This window comes from Halomonas sp. CH40, assembly GCA_041875495.1.
In the GTDB taxonomy this organism is placed as follows: Bacteria; Pseudomonadota; Gammaproteobacteria; order Pseudomonadales; family Halomonadaceae; genus Vreelandella.
The window spans coordinates 2,149,085-2,166,297 of record CP112982.1; the positions used below are offsets into that span (position 1 = coordinate 2,149,085).

Here is a 17,213-nt window from a genome sequence, read left to right on the forward strand (position 1 = left end):
CATTTTTAACAAGCATAACGGCCACTATTTAATATTCATGCAAGCGTTTGATAGGTTCAACGCTAAAAAACCTTTTCAACATGCCACAACTGAACACAGTGCCACAAGACTCTATTACCACTCTATGTCTACGTCCTTGGTATCAATCAAACGTGACTTCAGCTGCATCTCGATTCACCCCGCGCTATGCTGCCTGAATAATTCAGAGGTGACGTTGTACTCTTATTATGCCTATCATGACATAGAAGCTGAAGCAAACGACCGTTTAAAATTCAAGCTTATATTCATCTAACGTTATAATTTAACGGTTGTGACGATTACCTCTCTCACAGCCAGACCGCCAGCACAGCCATACGTTGGGACTTGTTAAAGGAGATGCCACCGTGGAACATACTGAAGACACTCTCGAACGCGATGTGATGGAATTTGACGTCGTGATTGTCGGCGCCGGGCCATCCGGGCTTTCCGCCGCCTGCCGCCTGATGCAGCAGGCCAATGCCGCCGAGCAGGAGCTGACCGTCTGCGTGGTCGAAAAAGGCTCCGAAGTCGGCGCGCACATTCTCTCCGGCGCGGTGTTCGAACCGCGCGCCCTGGCTGAGCTGTTCCCCGATTGGGAAGAGCGCGGTGCGCCCTTGACCACCCCCGCTATCCGCGATGAAGTCCATCTGCTCAAGGATGCCGAGAAAAGCCAGCAGATCCCCAACGCTCTGGTGCCCAAGAGCATGCATAACACCGGCGGGGATATGGCCCGCTACGTGATCAGCGCCGGTAACCTGTGCCGCTGGCTGGGCGAGCAGGCCGAGCAGCTGGGCGTGGAAATCTTCCCCGGCTTTGCCGCCCAGGATGTGATCATCGAAGACGACCGCGTGCGCGGCATCCTGATCGGCGATATGGGCGTGGGCGCCGATGGCCAGCCCAAAGACGGCCATATGCCGGGCATGGAGCTGCGCGCCAAATATACCCTGTTTGCCGAAGGCGCCCGCGGGCATCTGGGCAAGCGCTTGATCAGCGAGTTTTCCCTCAATGCCGGCCGCGACCCCCAGCATTACGGCATCGGCCTGAAAGAGCTGTGGGACGTGCCTGCCGAGCAGCACGAGCCGGGGCTGGTGCTGCACGGCTCCGGCTGGCCGCTGGATAAAAACACCCACGGCGGCTGGTTCCTCTACCACGCCGAGAACCAGCAGGTGGTGGTCGGGCTGATTATGGATCTGTCTTACCAGAACCCCTGGCTCTCGCCGTTTGACGAGTTCCAGCGCATGAAGCACCACCCGGTACTCAGCCAACACCTTGAGGGCGGCAAACGGGTGGCCTACGGCGCTCGGGCGCTGACCAAGGGTGGCCTGAACTGCCTGCCGAAAATGACCTTTGCCGGTGGCCTGCTGATTGGCTGCGATGCGGGCACCCTGAACTTTGCCAAGATCAAGGGCCTGCACACGGCGATGAAATCCGGCCTGGTAGCGGCGGAAAGCGTCTTTGAAGCCCTTCAGGCAGGCGATGAAGGCGGCCAGGAGCTGACCACCTTCACCGAGAAGTGGGAAGCCAGCTGGGCCTACGCAGAACTCAAGGCCAGCGCCAGCTTTGGCCCAGCGATTCACAAATACGGCACGGTGGCGGGCGGTGCCTACAACTTCGCCAACCAGCTGCTGGGCAACAAGCTGCCCAACCTGCACGACACCACCACCGACCACGGTGCGCTGAAGCCAGCGGCGGAGTTCGAGAAAATCGACTATCCCAAGCCGGACGGCAAGCTGTCGTTTGACAAGTCGACCTCGGTGTTTCTATCCAACACCAACCACGAGGAAGACCAGCCCTGCCACCTGAAGTTAAGCGACCCGGAACTGCCGATTCGCGATAACCTGCCCACCTACGCCGAGCCCGCCCAGCGCTACTGCCCGGCAGGGGTCTACGAAGTGGTGGAAGACGACGCTGGCAACCCGCGTTTCCAGATCAACTTCCAGAACTGCGTGCACTGCAAGACCTGCGATATCAAGGACCCGACCCAGAACATTACCTGGGTGGCCCCGGAAGGCGGCGGCGGGCCCAACTATCCTAATATGTAAGTGCGAAGGGCCTAATAGATAAAACAGGTTTATAGGCAAGAATGGTCGGACATGCAAAACAGTCCAGAGAGAGTCAATAGCCCCTCGCTGAGGGGCTTAAACGCCTTTCCTGCCCCCTCCTCTCAAGCGCTCTTTTTTAATCTGGCTCTCTAACTGCCAGCATGTCTTTGTTTTCAAGAATGCTTGGTGGTTCTGGATTCACCCACGCTTGTCACATGCAGTCATCATGCTAATATGAATGCATATAATATGCAGTTTATGCTGACGCATGCAAAAGAAGTGAAGGAGGTTTACGCCATGGGCATGATGACTATCAGGAGTATCCCTGACGAGGTACATAATGCACTGAAGGCACGGGCTAAGCAGCATCACCGCAGCACCGAAGCTGAGGTACGGGCTATCTTGAAAGAAGCCACGCAGCCAGAAAACCGCCTCAAAATGGGCGATGCTCTAGCTGAGCTGGGTCGTAAGGTAGGACTTTCTAACCAAGACGTTGAGACCTTAGAGCAAATACGCGACAGGACACCTGCTGAGCCGATGAGGTTTGAATGATCGTTCTGGATACGAACATCGTTTCCGAGGCGATGAAACCCGAACCCAACCCAGCCGTAAGAGCCTGGCTTAACAAGCAGTCAGCCGAAACGCTGTACCTGTCCAGTGTTACGCTGGCTGAGTTGTTATTTGGCATAGCATCGATACCTAACGGCAAGCGCAAGGACATGCTAAGCGAGTCTCTGGACGGCCTCATGCTGTTGTTCAAGAACCGAATATTACCCTTTGACACCGATGCGGCCCGCAAGTATGCCGAGCTAGCGGTGGTCGCCAGAGCCGCCGGCCGCGGCTTCCCTACACCGGATGGCTTTATTGCTGCCATTGCCGCATCAAAGGGTTATCAGGTTGCATCCCGTGATATGGCGCCATTTGAGGCAGCAAACCTAGATGTAATTAATCCTTGGGGAGGCTAATCGAACGGATTTTGCTTTCAGTAAGCACTATCAGGCCTGCTTGATATCCAGCACTTCAATCGGCGCCTGTCTGGCCACCAGACGACGCCTGCCTGCTTCGGCAAAACGCACGTCTATCACCGGATTGTCGGCGCTGCCTTCCACACTGGCAACTTCCCCTTCACCAAAGAAATGGTGGCGCAATCGCTGACCTGGGTAATAGTCCGTGGCGGACGAATAGGCCGTGCTGCTTTCGGCAATATGCGGCGCCTGGGGGTTGGCCACAACCCGGATATCGTCGTGCCCGGCCATCGCCAGATAGCGGCTGACGATAGTAGGCGATGTCACGCTTAATGGGTGTTGCGGGTCTTCTTGCGGCGCATCTTGCAGCTGTTTTGCCACGCGCATACAGTCCTGCCAGGCGCTTTCGGCAATAAAACGGCTCGGACGATGCTCGCCGCCATCATGCAGTAATAAAAGGGTCTGCTGCGCGCGGGTAATTGCCACATAGAACAGCCGACGCTCTTCTTCCAGGCGGTCATCGTTCAGAGGGTTATCGCGGCTGTAATGGGGAAAATCCTCTTCATTTACACCGGCTACAGCCACCAGCGGCCACTCCAGCCCCTTGGCGCCATGCACAGTGCTGATCAGAACGCCATTGGCCTGATTTTCAACCGGCCGTTCCAGCAGTTCAATAAAGGCATCCGGATTTTGGACGCTATCAGCCTGCTCAATCAGCACATCCAACAAACGCACATCCTCTTCGCCTTTATCACGCCGCGCAGCGGCCCGTTTTAAGGTTTTCTCAGCATCAATGCTGTCCACCACATGCTGCAACAGCCTGGAGGTGGACCACTGGCTTAGCCTGGGCAGCTCCAGCAGCAGCATCCAACGCTTTTTGAGGGTACGCCTCTGGCCAGGCTTGATATCCGCCAGAACAGCGGCATCACGCTGGGGCCACTGCTGGGTGCGAGTCAGCTCAAAAGCCAGCCGCTGCAAACGCTCACGGGCAACAAAAGGCGTGGGTTGCGCCAGCAACAGAGTAACCAGCTCAGGGTCGTTAAGCAGGGCCGACTGGCGCGCCAACTTCAGGTAACCGGCCAGCGCTTGAACCAGCGGCAAGCGAAATACAAAGCGGTCTTCTCGCTGCATACGAAACGGGATGCCAGCCTGTAGCAGTGCCAGCTGAACGGGTACCGACAGCGCCCAGCTGCGCACCAGCAGGCAGGCATCACTCAAAGGCCGCCCCTGAGATTTCCAGTCAAACAGGGTATCCAGCAACAGGCGGCTGCCCTGCGCTACGCGAATCTCGGTGGTTGGATTCCCTTCAGCCGCCAGGCAAAGCTGATCCGGGCGGCGCTGGTTGGCGTAAATGGCGTGATTGGCAGCCAGCGCCAGGGCATGGCCATGGCGAAAGGTGGTTGAGAGCGGGTAATCCGTTGCACTGCCAAAGGTCGCGGTGAAATTTTCCAGCATGGTATCCGGTCGGGCGCCCCGCCACTCATAGATGCACTGATTGGCATCCCCTACCGCCATGACATCTGCCCGGCTGCCCGCCAGCACCGCCAGCAGGCGCTGCTGGGCAGTATTGATATCCTGATACTCATCAATGATGACGTAATCCAGAAAGCCTTCCACCCGCTGGCGCAAACCCGCGTCTGCTTCCAGGGCGCGCAGGGGGCGGTAAAGCAGATCCGCATAGGTCATCACCCCTGCCTCGCGCAGCAGTATTTCTGAGGCCTGAAAGGCAGCGGGAAAGTAGTCGGTATCCGGTTCATAACCCAGCCGCTGGTGCAGCTCACCCGGCTCGGCCATCTCGGCTTTGACCAGCCCGCAGAAATGCGCCAATGCCTCAAGCCGCTCACCTTCCAGGGCAGCTTCCCGGCGCTCTGGCTGATGAAAAAGCACGTCTAGACTGGCCTGCTTGAGCAGACGCTCCAATTGCCAGTCAGCGGAGAGCAGGCGGCGTGGCTCAAGCGCTCGCCAACGGCTCAGGCTGTTGGTCAGACGATAACCCAGGGAATGAAAGGTGCGAATGTCCGGCAGCGGCTGGCCCGGCTGCGCCATCTGTTGCAGACGGCGCTGAAAATCATCGCGTGCTGAGCGGTTGAACATCAGCACCAGCATGCGTTTGGGTGCGACCCCTTGAGCCAACAGATACAGCACACGCGCTGCCATGGTGGTGGTCTTACCAGCGCCCGCCACCGCCGCCACCCGGGCATGCCCACCCTGATGTTCTACTACCGCCTGCTGCTGTAGCGTCAGCGGCGTGTCCGTCATGCCATTCACGGCGCCTCGCCAGCGGCAATCACGCCCAGCACCTGCCAATGGCCGCCGCTCCACAGGCCAACGTCACAGTGCCCGTTGGCGCTCTCGCGGGTTTCAGCGGCATCAACCAGCTGATAATAGACATTGCGGCTCAAACGCCCTGCGAGGCCAAAACGCACATTGACCTGAGGCACGTCCTCCCCTTCGGGCGTCGTTGTCACTTGCAGGACATGAGTTTGGTCCAGGCGCAATTGATCGCCGTAGTGGGTGGTTAGCCACCAGTCGCCATCGCGCTGGTCAGCATCAACAATCACAAAGGGGCAATCAGCAACCTCTATGCGCCAGCGTTCAGCCGGCGTCACCAGGCAGGTGCCTTCCGGGTCCTGACGCAACAGGCTTGCCAACATGCGTACCAGCTGTGGGCGAGTAAAGGGTCGGCCTTCATGCAGCCATTGGCCATCTGCCTGGATAAGCAACGGCATATCGCCCAGCAACGGAGGATGCCACTGATCAAGCGGCGGGATTTCCGCTGCCCCATCACAATGATGAAGGAGACGATCAATCTGCATGACGTTACACCTCGCTAACAAAAAGTGGCCTGGGATCAGTTGACCAGGCCTGCCATATTCAGCGCTTCACGCACCTTGGCCGGCGCTTCAGGGACGGCGGAGCGAAATAGATGGTAAAAATTGGCGGTGGTTTGCATGGCCAGCTCGTCCACGCTGATACCACGTACTTCAGCGATACATTCGGCCACCTGCACGACCCAGGCAGGCTGATTGGGCTTGCCACGATGCGGCACCGGCGCAAGATAGGGGCTATCGGTCTCGATCAATAACCGGTCCAGCGGGATCTGCCGGGCAACCTCACGCAGAGAGGCCGCGTTAGCAAAGGTCACCATCCCTGAAAACGAAATATAGAAGCCCAACCTGACGGCTTCCCTGGCCATCTCCAGGTCTTCGCTAAAACAGTGCAGGACACCGCCGACCTTGGGATCAGTGTACTCCCGCAGCAGCGCCAACGTATCTTCCTTGGCCTCCCGGGTATGCACCACTATGGGTAGCTCCAGCTCTCGAGCGGCCAGCAGGTGGCGCTTGAAGCGCGTATGCTGAATATCCACGGGCACGCTGTCACGGTAGTGATAATCCAGCCCGGACTCACCAATCGCTACCGCCCCATACTGGTCGGCGGCGGCGACAATATCATCGACATCGGGTTCTTTTGCAGCGCTATGTAGCGGATGAAGCCCCGCTGAAATCACCACGTCCTGATGCTCCCGGGCAATCGCAGCCAGCCCCGGCACGTCTTCCAGCGTCACTGCGATGGCCAGAAACTGGCTGACATCAGCGGCCCGGGCAGCGTTCAGGGTAGCGGCCAGGTCGCCAGCGTGGGTTTTGTCCGACAAACGGTCCAGGTGACAGTGAGAATCAACAAACATGGGGGCACTCAACAAAATAAATGAAAAAACGTTATAAGACCGTCGTTCACAGGGTGCTTACATTCACAACGTATAAGAAGGCGCCGCCTTATCCAGCTGCCCTGCCAACAAGGCTTCTATGCGGTCGCGGGCATGGTGATCCTGCTGGTTGAAGTGGACGCCGATACCCGGAATACGCCGACCGCTTACACCTTCAGGTGAAATCCAGGCTACCTTGCCATTGATCACCAGGCGTTCGTCGTCGCCCGGCAGGGTCAACAGCAGCACAATCGGCTGACCCAGGGTATAAAGTCGGGGCGTGGGGACAAAAATACCGCCACGTTCCAGAAACGGCATATAGGCAGACAGCAATGTCGGTATATCCGGAATCTGCAATGATAATGCTTTGTGAGCGGTCATTTCAGCAACTCCTCCATGGCGGTTCATGAGCGCAAAAGTGCGGCCCAACGCACCAACCATGCCTCCAGAACCAGCTGCGGATTGGAGTTTGCCCCTACCGCCAGCAGGCGACGCTGTTCCCGCGCATAATCAAGCAGGCGAAACCAGTCCTGAACGCGGCCATTTTTGAGTGCCTGACGGTAAAGCGGGATTAAATCGGTATTATGCAGCCCCGCCGGGTTACCGGAAAGCCCGAAGCGAATCAGATCTTCCAGCCAGGTAATACCGTACCACAGGATGGCATCCAGCGCCTGACGATCAAGCCGGGCTGCCTCACTGACAGGCTCGGCGCCACGCATCAGCTGCTCAAAGGTGTCGTGCAGCTGATGGCGCAGGGTACGCTGATCAGGCGCTGCCAGCTCCACCGCCAGCAGTGGCAGGCCCGCAGAGACCTGCCACCAGAAATGCGCTTCTTCTTCACTGTTCAGCTGCTCGATCAGCCAGCCTCTGCATTGCGCAAAGTCGACCGTCGGCAATGACCACTGTTGGCAACGCGAACGTATGGTCGGCAGCACCCGTGAAGGCACATCCGAGAGCAGGATGAACAGGGTCTTGTCTCCCGGTTCTTCAAGGCTTTTCAGCAAGGCATTGGCCGCGGCGGTATTCATGGCCTCCGCTGGGGAAATCACAATCACCCGGTAACCGCTTTGCTGAGCCGTCTGTGAGACAAAACGGTTCACCTCACGAATCGGATCAATACGGATCTGGCGCTTGCCTTCCTCTGGTGAGATACGCAACAGGTCAGGATGGTACCCGGAGGCTAGCATCTGGCAGCTGTGGCAGTGCCCGCAGGGCATCTTGCCTGGCTGAGCGCATAGCATATGTGCCGCCAGGGCATCCGCGAGCTGCTGCTTGCCGACGCCATGCGGCCCGTTAAACAGGAGCGCATGGGGAAAGCGCTGGCTGTCCTGCAGGCGCATCAGCTGCGCCCAGACCGCCTGATGCCAGGGCAATACCGGGCTTACATCCATACGGACACCCGTTCGGCCAGCACGCGTTGAAGGGAAGCCTGCACGGCTTCCAGCGGCTGGGCAGCGTCAATCACGGCAAACCGCTGTGGGGCTTGCTCAGCGCGTTGCAGATAGGCATGGCGCACGGCGTTGAAAAACGTCTGCTGCTCACGCTCGAAACGGTCGCGCTCGCCGCCGGATTGCGAGAGGCGTGAGGCCACCCGCTGAGCGCCAGCTTCGGCGGGCATATCCAGCAGCAGCGTCAGGTCAGGTTGCAGGCCATGCTGAACGAAGCTTTCAAGGGTGGCGATCCGCTCGGCCTCAATGCCTCGGCCGCCGCCCTGATAAGCATAAGTGGCGTCGGTAAAGCGGTCACACACCACCCAGGCTCCTTGCTCCAGAGCCGGCAGGATCTTTTCATTCAGGTGCTGGGCACGGGCGGCAAACATCAGCAAAAGCTCGGCATCGCTGCTCAGCGGTTCAGTCGGAGACGGGTCAAGCAGCAGCTCACGAATGGCTTCTGCCCGAGGTGTACCACCAGGCTCACGGGTACTGATCACCGTCAACCCTTGCTGCTGCAGCCATTCAACCACCCATTGCAGGTTGGTGGATTTCCCGACGCCTTCGCCGCCTTCCAGGGTAATAAAACGCCCGCGCTGCTTCATGATGGCCTCATATCCATTGGCTTACGGTGACAATAACCAGGTCTTCAGTTATCACGGTTGCGGATGTAGCGATTGACCGCATTATTGTGTTCCCGCAGGGTGCGCGAGAATTGATGGGTGCCATCGCCCTTGGCAACAAAGTAAAGGGTATCGCCCGGCAGCGGATCGACGGCGGCTTCTAAGGACGCCTGGCCCGGCATGGCAATCGGGGTGGGTGGCAAGGCATCAATCACATAGGTGTTGTACGGCGTTGCTTCACGCAGGTCCGCATAGGTAATCCGCCCGTCATAGCGTTCGCCCATACCATAGATCACCGTCGGGTCAGTCTGCAGGCGCATGCCGCGCTCCAGGCGACGCTTGAACACCCCGGCAATCTGGCGACGCTCTTCAGGCGCACCGGTTTCACGCTCGATCAGTGATGCCATGATCAAGGCCTCATAAGGCGATTCGAGCGGAAGTTCGTCCTGACGCTCGGCCCATACCTGTTCAAGCACGCGGTCCATCTTTTCCAGCGACTGACGCAGAATATCCATATCGCTCATGCCCAGATGGTAGCGATAGGTATCCGGGAAAAAGCGCCCTTCAGGGTGTTCGCCTTCACGCCCTAGCAGCGTCATTACCTCGGCATCACTTAGCCCGCGGGTGCGTTGTTCAAGCTTGGCGGAAGCCGCCAGCTGGGCGCGCATCTGGCGGAATGTCCAGCCTTCCGGAATCGTCAGGTCGTAGGTGACCACCTCGTTGTTTTCAAACACTGCCAACAGGTCGCGGCCGTGCATGTCAGGTAGCAACTGGTATTCACCTACGCGGATGGAAGGCACTTCTTCCGGCGCCAGACGGGTCAGTAATCGAAACGCCCAGGCATCGCTGATCACTCCTTGCGTGGCAAGGTCGTTCACCACACGATTAAAGCCTGCACCAGACGGCACTTGATACAGGGTCGGCGTTTCTATGCTCAGCGGCGCATCGAGGCGACTTTGCCAGTAATAATAGCCCCCAGCTCCACCCGCCGCCGCCAACAGGGCAACTGCCAACAACACAGCCAATAAACGTTTCACGACGGCAGTTCTCCTGATCCTGATAGACTTGCTTGAAAATATATTTTAAGGGACGCTGGAACTTATTTATCCGGCGGATAACCCATCAGAGGATGAGCCAGCGCCTGCAGTGAGTCATCCGCTGCCAATGGCCAGCGCTGAAGGCTTTCTCCTGCCGTTGACATCAGTTTCGTCACCGGCCAAACGCCCTGTACCGAATTGGCCACCCAGAGCCGCTCAACGTCATAAAGGCTTGATAGCGGCAGACTGCCTTCTTTCACCCACCCCTGATCAAGCAGTGCCGCCCTCAAGGTGCCGGCAACGCCGCACTGCTTGAGCGTCGGCGTCCACAGTTGGCCGCCCTGCTGCCAGAACACATTCATGCTGGTGGCTTCAATCAGGTTGCCTTGCTGGTCGGCCAGCAGCCCTTCGGCAATGGCCGGGTGCTGCCATTCGCGCCGCGCCATGACGTTTTCCAGCCGGTTAAGATGCTTGATACCTGCTAACAGCGGCTGGTGCCCCAGACGCAACTGGCACACACACACCACAACGCCTTCTTTCCAGCGCTGGGGTATCGGTGTAAAGGGTACGCGATGGCTTAACAGGCGCGGCGTTGGGTCTGGCGGACACGCATAGCCCCGTCCACCGCTGCCCCGGGTGACGATTATCTTGAGCACCTCAAGCCCAGCGTCAGACGCCTGACTTTCAGATGCCTGCCAGCAGGCCTCAAGCGTCTGCTCGCTGGGCGGCGGGATAGCCAGCACGGCACAGCCACGCAACAACCTGGCACGATGGTATGGCCAGAGTACGGGCAAACCATCGCGCAACAGCACGGTTTCAAATACCCCATCGCCGTAAGCCAAACCGCGGTCATCAAAAGGCACCGTGGCCAAGGTCGACATCTGTGCTCCGTTTGCTTCAGACTTTCTTGAACAGTAAAGAGCCGTTGGTGCCGCCAAAACCAAAGGAGTTGGAGAGCGCCACATCGATTTTCATATTGCGGGCCGTGTGCGGCACGTAATCAAGATGGCAACCTTCCTGGGGGTTCTCCAGGTTGATCGTTGGTGGTGCCACCTGATCACGAATGGCCAGAACGCTGAACACCGCCTCAACGGCACCCGCTGCACCCAACAGATGGCCAATCATCGACTTGGTTGAGCTTACCGCTACCTGTTTGGCGGCATTGCCCATCACATATTCAATTGCACGGCTTTCCGCCAGGTCACCGGCTGGAGTCGAGGTGCCATGGGCGTTGACGTAATCCACGTCTTCCGGGTTGAGCTGGGCATCGCGGATCGCATTGCGCATTGAAAGGGCAGCACCCCGACCATCTTCCGGCGGCGCTGTCATGTGGTAGGCATCATCACTCATACCAAAACCGGAAAGCTCAGCGTAGATAGGCGCGCCACGCGCAACCGCATGCTCATATTCTTCCAGCACCATGACACCCGCACCGTCAGACAGCACAAAGCCATCGCGGTCAGCATCCCAGGGGCGGCTGGCCGCCTGAGGGTCATCATTACGGGTCGACAGCGCGCGCGCTGCAGAGAACCCACCCAGCCCCAGTGGGGTGGTGGCCATTTCAGCGCCGCCGCAAATCATCACATCCGCATCACCATAGGCGATGGTACGAGCACTGTAGCCGATATTGTGCGTACCGGTGGTGCAGGCGGTGGTAATCGCGATGTTGGGCCCTTTAAAGCCATGCTGAATCGCAATATTGCCGGAAATCATATTGATGATCGAACCCGGCACAAAAAAGGGCGAAATACGCCGTGGGCCACTTTTCAATAGCGCCGAGTGGTTGTGCTCGATCATCGGCAGGCCGCCAATCCCGGAACCAATCGCCACACCAATGCGCTCAGCGTTGGCTTCGGTGCACTCAATACCTGAATCATTGATTGCCTGAGCACCGGCGGCCATTCCATATTGAATAAAAAGATCCATCTTGCGCGCGTCTTTGGGGTTCAAGTAGGGGCTGATATCGAACGCCTTAATCGAGCCACCAAAACGCGTGTTAAAACCACTGGTGTCAAAGTCATCAATCAAAGCAATACCACTGTTGCCTGCTGTGATATTTGCCCATGATTCATCGACAGTGTTTCCTACAGGGGTCACCAGGCCTAGCCCAGTTACCACTACCCTTTTACGTGCCATTCGTTTTCCTCCAGGCATCCATGGTGACTTAACCCGTTCAGGTTATTGCGGCACCTGCCATCACTGTGACGAGTGCGCCCATTCCATTAGTGAACTGGGCGATGTGAGCTGTAACGCCTTCAGCCATCCGAAAATGACCGCTGACAGAATGCTACGTTGCCACAGCTTCACAGTATAACGAAATTTAACCGCTGCGTTGATGCCCTGTTTGTACGCGGATGCAGGCTTTTCAGGCCTGATACAAGAAAGCCGCCCCATACAAGGGCGGCTTTTCATCAGGCGGTCTCACCGCCTCGGCTCGTAACATCAATGCCGCCCTTACTGGTGGGCGTTGACGTAATCGATAGCTTCCTGAACCGTGGTGATCTTTTCAGCTTCTTCGTCAGGAATTTCGGTATCGAATTCCTCTTCAAGCGCCATCACCAGTTCAACGGTGTCGAGAGAGTCAGCACCCAGGTCTTCGGTAAAGGAAGATCCATTCTGGATATCTTCTTCTTTAACGTTCAGGCGCTCAGCCACTACTTTTTTTACGCGCTCTTCGATTGTACTCATTAACGTACTCCAGTCATTCACGTTAGCCGTTAGGAAAACAGCCAGTTGGAAACCGCAAGCCAAAAGCTGCGGAGTAGTTTATAGACGCCCCTTAATAGACGCAACCGCGAAAATCAAAGGCATCATCGCATATTCATACCACCGTTGACCTGTAGCGTCTCTCCGGTGATGTATCCCGCAGCATCGCTGGTCAAAAAACCGACAGCGGCAGCGATTTCTTCTAGCGCGCCCAGGCGTGCCAGCGGAATCTGTTTCAGCAGCATTTCATGCTGGGCTTCCGGCAATGACTGCGTCATATCGGTGGCGATAAACCCAGGGGCAACATTATTGACGGTAATGTTACGCGATGCCACTTCTCTGGCCAACGATCGGCTAAAACCTTCCATGCCCGCCTTGGCGGCTGCATAGTTGGCCTGCCCCAGATTGCCCATGGTGGCTACCACTGAACTGATCGACACGATGCGCCCGAAGCGGGCCTTTGTCATGCCGCGCAGACATGCCTTGCTAACACGATAGACAGATTTGAGATTGGTATCCATAACATCATCCCATTCGTCTTCTTTCATGCGCATCAGCAGGTTGTCGCGGGTAATACCGGCATTGTTGACCAGAATGGTCGGCGCGCCGAACTGCTCAGCAATCTGCTTGAGCACGCCATCAATGCTGGCCTGGTCGGTAACGTTCAGGCACATGCCCGCGCCGTCGAAACCTTGCGCCTTGAGATCGGCATCAATCTTTTCAGCGCCCGCTTCGCTGGTCGCCGTGCCCACCACTATTCGCCCCTGACGCGCAAGCTCGTGGGCAATTGCCCGCCCGATACCACGGCTAGCCCCTGTGACCAGCGCCACTCTGCGTTCTTCAGTCATCAGTTCAGTCCTTAACTCTGTATTCAGCTCGGCTATCAAGATGATCAGCGGCGTTATCAACCGCGAACTGCATCAATCGCGCCGCACACCCGCCTAGCGTTGTATATCACTGCTACCAGCGACCGTTTCACGTGCCAGTTCCAGCGCCGCACTCAGGCTATCCGGATCGTTAACCGCCAACCCCTTACTGCCACGAACAATACGCTTGTTCAAGCCGGTCAGCACCTTGCCGGGCCCACATTCGATAAAGGCTTCTGCCCCCTGTGCGCTCATGGCTTCCACACACTCGGCCCAGCGTACCGGACGATATAATTGCTCGACAAGCCGGGTACGCAAGGTCTCAACGTCAGCATGCGCTTTGGCATCAACGTTCTGAATCACGCTGTAGCGCGGTGCCCGAAGGTTAATGGCCTGGATCGCTGCAGACAGACGCTCTGCCGCTGGCTTCATCAGGGCGCAGTGAGATGGAACCGACACCGGTAGCGGCATGGCACGTTTGGCGCCCGCTTCCTGACAGGCAGCAATCGCCCTTTCCACGGCGGCTTTCGAACCGGCAATCACCACCTGGCCTGGGGCGTTATAGTTGACTGCCGAGACAACATCCCCCTGAGCGGCTTTAGCACAGGCATCTTCAACCGCTCCATTGTCAAGCCCGAGAATAGCTGCCATCCCGCCCTGACCGGCGGGCACGGCTTCCTGCATGGCGTCACCGCGCAGACGCACCAGCTTGATACCTTCGGCAAAGCTCATGACACCTGCGCACACCATGGCACTGTACTCACCCAGGCTATGGCCTGCCATGACACCTGGACGAGGGCCCTCAAGCTCCTGCCAGACACGCCAGATGGCAACGCTCGACGCCAACAGTGCAGGTTGGGTGCAGGCAGTCGCATTCAATGACGCTTCAGGGCCTTCCTGCACGACCTTCCAGAGGTCATAACTCAAAGCATCCGCTGCTTCTTCAAACGTAGTACCGACTACACTGTAGCGCTCGGCCAGCTCTCTAAGCATTCCCAGCTGTTGAGAGCCTTGCCCGGGAAATATGAGGGCAAGGGGTTGAGACATGGCGTTCACCTTTGCTCTTGTTGGCATTTGCTCTTATGAGCGATAGACAACTGGCGACCAATTTGTGCATTGGACACATTTAGTAGAGAAACCTTCAATGCTCTCTACATTAAGATAACTGTTTTTCAAACTTGCTTTCAGACAATCAGCACAAACGGCTCAGTCATTCACAACGCCCTGGCAACTGCACCAGACGTTGGGCAAGCCGTTCGGGCAACGTTTGAGTCACTTCGTCTATAGCACGCACGACTGCATAGCAAAAACCATCGGCGTGACTGGCACCATGGCTTTTCACCACTGTCCGGGAAAGCCCCAGGAGACTGGCACCATTATAGCGCACCGGATCAAGTTCCTGCTTGAGTCGTTTAAGGGCTGGGCGTGCCAGAAAGCCCACCAGACGCCCGGTCAAACGGGATTCAAACGTTGCCTGAACTCTTTCAACCAACATGCGCGCCAAGCCTTCACTGGATTTAAGCACTGCATTACCCACAAAGCCATCGCAGACGAGCACATCCAGATCACCCTGAAAAAGATCACCGCCCTCAGCGTAGCCCTGATAATCAAATAGCGACGCCTCGCCCATCGAGCGGATAAGTGCGTCCGCCTCGCGCACGACCCGTCCCCCTTTGGTCGCTTCGACACCCACATTGAGCAGTGCAACCCGCGGCCTGGCAATACCATCGACACACTGGGCCATGACCGCTCCCATCAGGGCAAACTCCACCAGACGCTGGGCGGGGGAGTCAACGTTGGCACCCAGATCCAGCAAATAGCAGTGTCTGCCATTGCGGGTCGGAATGGATGTGCTGATCGCCGCTCGGGTAACAGTGGGTAAGGTGCCTATCTCACGGCGCGCCAGGGCGACCAGGGCTGCCGTGTTACCAGCGCTGACGCCCGCATCGGCGCCTGGAACCCCGTCAGGATGCACAAGCGAGCGCAGCATTCGCGCCATGCTCGTCTGTTGGCCATGACGCAGTGCCCAGGCAGCTGAGGCATCTGGCGATACAAACTGAGCAGCATCACATACCACCATACGCGATGCTGCCGCAGCCAAAGGCTGCGGCAGGCGCGAAAGCTCGGCAGTAATCTGCCGGCTCGGGCCAAATAGCAGGAATTGCGCATCGGGATGAAGGCACGCTGCCTTGGCAACACCTCCGATAATTGCGGGCGGCCCTAGATCGCCGCCCATGACATCAATCGCAATGCGCACACTAATGAACCATTTCTAGTGGATCACCGCTGCCTGGCTGAGCCAGCGAACGTTGCAAGCGTTATACTTCAACCACTTTACGGCCACGATAGAAGCCGTCTGCCGCCACGTGATGACGAAGATGGGTAGTGCCCGTTTCCTTGTCCTGGGACAGAGTCGGTGCGCTCAGCGCATCGTGGCTACGACGCATACCGCGCTTGGAACGGGTTTTACGGTTCTTTTGAACTGCCATGGGTAGTTACTCCAAATGTAGAGAAAAGACTATTTATTGCCTTTTGAAGTGCTGCTGTTTTTCAACGCATTCAGCACAGCAAAGGGATTTCTGGCTGATGAAGCACCTGTATCGACATCATCAGCCTTGCTGACCAGCTGTTGTGCTGAAACACCACATTCCTGCTCATCGTGATAGACAACCTGAGGAAGGCTGAGAATCAACTCATCTTCCACTACGGTCAGCAAGTCAAGCTGTTCATTTTCCACCAGCACAGGCTCATGGCTTGACGGCAATTCACCGGCAAGCGCTTCATCGCTGACCATACCTAGCAGGAAATGGCTTTCAACCACCTGCGCCATAGGTTCCAGACAACGGCGACATGCAAGCGAAAGATCCGCCTGCAAATGGCCACGAATTTCACGACGCCCTTGGGCATTGACAGCAAACTCAAGTACCACTTGGCACTGACCGGTTTGCGGGCCAGCCTCTTCGGCCAGTCGCGCCAATGAATCAAGCGCGACGGTGCCTTCAAGGCGTTCGTGGCGGGCTGCAAGCTTATAAGGCTCGACCCGGCTGGGAATTTGTGAGGTCAACATAGGCGCGCAATGATAGGCACTCCCCCCGTCGCTGTCAAAGCCAGCGCGATATTTATTGCAGGTAGGCGTACAAGTTCCGCTTGGTTACACTGCAGCCCAGCACTTGCAACCAGCGTCGATTACCTCTGAGGAACCCAAGATGCCAGCTGACACCCCTTTGATTCTCGCCTCAAGTTCTGCCTCACGCCGCGCCTTGCTTGACCGCCTGCGTATCCCCTATCTGGCGCATTCACCGGATATTGATGAGACTCCTCGCTCTGATGAGACTCCCAAGGCCCTGGTTCATCGCCTGGCATTGAGCAAGGCTCAGGCGGTCGCCGATGAATATCCGCACCATTGCATTATCGGCTCGGATCAGGTGGCCATCTTCGAAAATGATATTCTTGGCAAGCCGCTCAGCGAAGAAAAAGCCTGCGCCAACTTACGCCGGTTCTCAGGCCAGCGCGTCACTTTTCTGACCGGCTTGGCGCTGATCGACACCCGACGCCAGCAGCATCAGGTGCATGTCGAGCCGTTTGAAGTGGTCTTTCGCCGCTTGTCAGAGGACGAAATCCGCTATTACGTTACCCAGGAACAACCGCTTAACAGCGCTGGCAGCTTTCGGATGGAAGGCCTAGGAATTGCCCTGTTTGAGTCCCTTGAGGGGCAGGATCCCAACGCCCTGATTGGCCTGCCGCTGATTGCCCTGTGCCGGATGCTGCGCCAGGCGAGCATTAACCCGCTTGACGCCAGCACCTTTGCACCCTGATCAGACAG

General features: G+C 57.5%; 19 protein-coding genes. 4 read left to right on the top strand and 15 right to left on the bottom strand.

Annotation, left to right across the window (positions count from 1 at the left end; all coding sequences use genetic code 11):
• Positions 1 to 419: 419 nt before the first annotated feature.
• The 3 genes from OR573_09900 (at position 420) to OR573_09910 (ending at position 3,025) form a co-directional block, all read left to right on the top strand.
• The gene (locus OR573_09900) at positions 420 to 2,060 is read left to right on the top strand and encodes an electron transfer flavoprotein-ubiquinone oxidoreductase (GenBank protein ID XGA81717.1); all 1,641 of its coding nucleotides are present in this window, start codon (positions 420 to 422) and stop codon (positions 2,058 to 2,060) included.
• Between the two features lie 249 nt (positions 2,061 to 2,309).
• Entirely contained in the window at positions 2,310 to 2,612 is a 303-nt protein-coding gene (locus OR573_09905) for an Arc family DNA-binding protein (protein ID XGA78830.1), read from the top strand.
• Positions 2,609 to 3,025 (top strand): type II toxin-antitoxin system VapC family toxin, encoded by a 417-nt coding sequence (locus OR573_09910; protein XGA78831.1) that lies wholly within the window; start codon positions 2,609 to 2,611, stop codon positions 3,023 to 3,025. Before OR573_09905 ends, OR573_09910 begins: the two co-directional genes overlap by 4 nt.
• A gap of 30 nt (positions 3,026 to 3,055) precedes the next feature.
• On the opposite strand, the gene OR573_09915 is transcribed toward OR573_09910, so the two are convergent.
• The 15 genes from OR573_09915 to OR573_09985 form a co-directional block, all read right to left on the bottom strand.
• Positions 3,056 to 5,284, bottom strand: a complete 2,229-nt coding sequence (locus OR573_09915; protein ID XGA78832.1) for an ATP-dependent helicase — start codon at positions 5,282 to 5,284, stop codon at positions 3,056 to 3,058.
• Between the two features lie 5 nt (positions 5,285 to 5,289).
• On the bottom strand, positions 5,290 to 5,841 hold the full coding sequence (locus tag OR573_09920; protein XGA78833.1) for a DUF1285 domain-containing protein: 552 nt from the start codon (positions 5,839 to 5,841) through the stop codon (positions 5,290 to 5,292).
• A gap of 35 nt (positions 5,842 to 5,876) precedes the next feature.
• Positions 5,877 to 6,710 carry a TatD family hydrolase gene (locus tag OR573_09925; protein ID XGA78834.1) on the bottom strand — a complete coding sequence of 278 codons (834 nt, stop codon included), beginning with the start codon at positions 6,708 to 6,710 and terminating at the stop codon, positions 5,877 to 5,879.
• A gap of 63 nt (positions 6,711 to 6,773) precedes the next feature.
• Positions 6,774 to 7,109, bottom strand: coding sequence for a PilZ domain-containing protein (locus tag OR573_09930; protein ID XGA78835.1), 336 nt, complete (start codon positions 7,107 to 7,109; stop codon positions 6,774 to 6,776).
• A gap of 23 nt (positions 7,110 to 7,132) precedes the next feature.
• Positions 7,133 to 8,119: a DNA polymerase III subunit delta' gene (locus OR573_09935; GenBank protein ID XGA78836.1), complete on the bottom strand. Its 987-nt coding sequence runs from the start codon at positions 8,117 to 8,119 to the stop codon at positions 7,133 to 7,135.
• The gene (tmk, locus tag OR573_09940) at positions 8,110 to 8,763 is read right to left on the bottom strand and encodes a dTMP kinase (protein XGA78837.1); all 654 of its coding nucleotides are present in this window, start codon (positions 8,761 to 8,763) and stop codon (positions 8,110 to 8,112) included. The genes OR573_09935 and tmk overlap by 10 nt, the downstream gene beginning before the upstream one ends.
• Positions 8,764 to 8,807: 44 nt before the next feature.
• Positions 8,808 to 9,818, bottom strand: coding sequence for an endolytic transglycosylase MltG (gene mltG / locus OR573_09945; protein XGA78838.1), 1,011 nt, complete (start codon positions 9,816 to 9,818; stop codon positions 8,808 to 8,810).
• Between the two features lie 62 nt (positions 9,819 to 9,880).
• Complete coding sequence (gene pabC, locus OR573_09950) at positions 9,881 to 10,699, bottom strand: aminodeoxychorismate lyase (protein XGA78839.1); 819 nt, start codon at positions 10,697 to 10,699, stop codon at positions 9,881 to 9,883.
• Between the two features lie 16 nt (positions 10,700 to 10,715).
• The gene (gene fabF, locus OR573_09955; protein ID XGA78840.1) at positions 10,716 to 11,954 is read right to left on the bottom strand and encodes a beta-ketoacyl-ACP synthase II; all 1,239 of its coding nucleotides are present in this window, start codon (positions 11,952 to 11,954) and stop codon (positions 10,716 to 10,718) included.
• A 318-nt stretch (positions 11,955 to 12,272) separates the two neighbouring features.
• Positions 12,273 to 12,506, bottom strand: a complete 234-nt coding sequence (gene acpP, locus OR573_09960; protein XGA78841.1) for an acyl carrier protein — start codon at positions 12,504 to 12,506, stop codon at positions 12,273 to 12,275.
• Positions 12,507 to 12,628: 122 nt separating this feature from the next.
• A complete protein-coding gene (gene fabG, locus OR573_09965; GenBank protein ID XGA78842.1) occupies positions 12,629 to 13,372 on the bottom strand; it encodes a 3-oxoacyl-ACP reductase FabG in 744 nt (247 codons plus the stop codon).
• A gap of 93 nt (positions 13,373 to 13,465) precedes the next feature.
• A complete protein-coding gene (fabD, locus tag OR573_09970) occupies positions 13,466 to 14,437 on the bottom strand; it encodes an ACP S-malonyltransferase (GenBank protein ID XGA78843.1) in 972 nt (323 codons plus the stop codon).
• Between the two features lie 163 nt (positions 14,438 to 14,600).
• Positions 14,601 to 15,647, bottom strand: a complete 1,047-nt coding sequence (plsX, locus tag OR573_09975) for a phosphate acyltransferase PlsX (protein XGA78844.1) — start codon at positions 15,645 to 15,647, stop codon at positions 14,601 to 14,603.
• A gap of 61 nt (positions 15,648 to 15,708) precedes the next feature.
• On the bottom strand, positions 15,709 to 15,879 hold the full coding sequence (gene rpmF / locus OR573_09980) for a 50S ribosomal protein L32 (GenBank protein XGA78845.1): 171 nt from the start codon (positions 15,877 to 15,879) through the stop codon (positions 15,709 to 15,711).
• Between the two features lie 29 nt (positions 15,880 to 15,908).
• Positions 15,909 to 16,457 carry a YceD family protein gene (locus OR573_09985; protein ID XGA78846.1) on the bottom strand — a complete coding sequence of 183 codons (549 nt, stop codon included), beginning with the start codon at positions 16,455 to 16,457 and terminating at the stop codon, positions 15,909 to 15,911.
• Between the two features lie 139 nt (positions 16,458 to 16,596).
• On the opposite strand from OR573_09985, the gene OR573_09990 reads away from it, so the two are divergent.
• On the top strand, positions 16,597 to 17,205 hold the full coding sequence (locus OR573_09990; protein ID XGA78847.1) for a Maf family protein: 609 nt from the start codon (positions 16,597 to 16,599) through the stop codon (positions 17,203 to 17,205).
• Positions 17,206 to 17,213: the final 8 nt, after the last annotated feature.

Coding starts and splice junctions, on each gene's coding strand:
- OR573_09985 (XGA78846.1), bottom strand. CDS start 16,457: ATGTTGACCTCACAAATTCCCAGCCGGGTCGAGCCTTATAAGCTTGCA.
- OR573_09930 (XGA78835.1), bottom strand. CDS start 7,109: ATGACCGCTCACAAAGCATTATCATTGCAGATTCCGGATATACCGACA.
- OR573_09915 (XGA78832.1), bottom strand. CDS start 5,284: ATGACGGACACGCCGCTGACGCTACAGCAGCAGGCGGTAGTAGAACAT.
- pabC (XGA78839.1), bottom strand. CDS start 10,699: ATGTCGACCTTGGCCACGGTGCCTTTTGATGACCGCGGTTTGGCTTAC.
- fabD (XGA78843.1), bottom strand. CDS start 14,437: ATGTCTCAACCCCTTGCCCTCATATTTCCCGGGCAAGGCTCTCAACAG.
- OR573_09910 (XGA78831.1), top strand. CDS start 2,609: ATGATCGTTCTGGATACGAACATCGTTTCCGAGGCGATGAAACCCGAA.
- rpmF (XGA78845.1), bottom strand. CDS start 15,879: ATGGCAGTTCAAAAGAACCGTAAAACCCGTTCCAAGCGCGGTATGCGT.
- OR573_09920 (XGA78833.1), bottom strand. CDS start 5,841: ATGCAGATTGATCGTCTCCTTCATCATTGTGATGGGGCAGCGGAAATC.
- OR573_09935 (XGA78836.1), bottom strand. CDS start 8,119: ATGGATGTAAGCCCGGTATTGCCCTGGCATCAGGCGGTCTGGGCGCAG.
- fabG (XGA78842.1), bottom strand. CDS start 13,372: ATGACTGAAGAACGCAGAGTGGCGCTGGTCACAGGGGCTAGCCGTGGT.
- OR573_09905 (XGA78830.1), top strand. CDS start 2,310: ATGCAGTTTATGCTGACGCATGCAAAAGAAGTGAAGGAGGTTTACGCC.
- tmk (XGA78837.1), bottom strand. CDS start 8,763: ATGAAGCAGCGCGGGCGTTTTATTACCCTGGAAGGCGGCGAAGGCGTC.
- fabF (XGA78840.1), bottom strand. CDS start 11,954: ATGGCACGTAAAAGGGTAGTGGTAACTGGGCTAGGCCTGGTGACCCCT.
- OR573_09900 (XGA81717.1), top strand. CDS start 420: ATGGAATTTGACGTCGTGATTGTCGGCGCCGGGCCATCCGGGCTTTCC.
- acpP (XGA78841.1), bottom strand. CDS start 12,506: ATGAGTACAATCGAAGAGCGCGTAAAAAAAGTAGTGGCTGAGCGCCTG.
- OR573_09990 (XGA78847.1), top strand. CDS start 16,597: ATGCCAGCTGACACCCCTTTGATTCTCGCCTCAAGTTCTGCCTCACGC.
- OR573_09925 (XGA78834.1), bottom strand. CDS start 6,710: ATGTTTGTTGATTCTCACTGTCACCTGGACCGTTTGTCGGACAAAACC.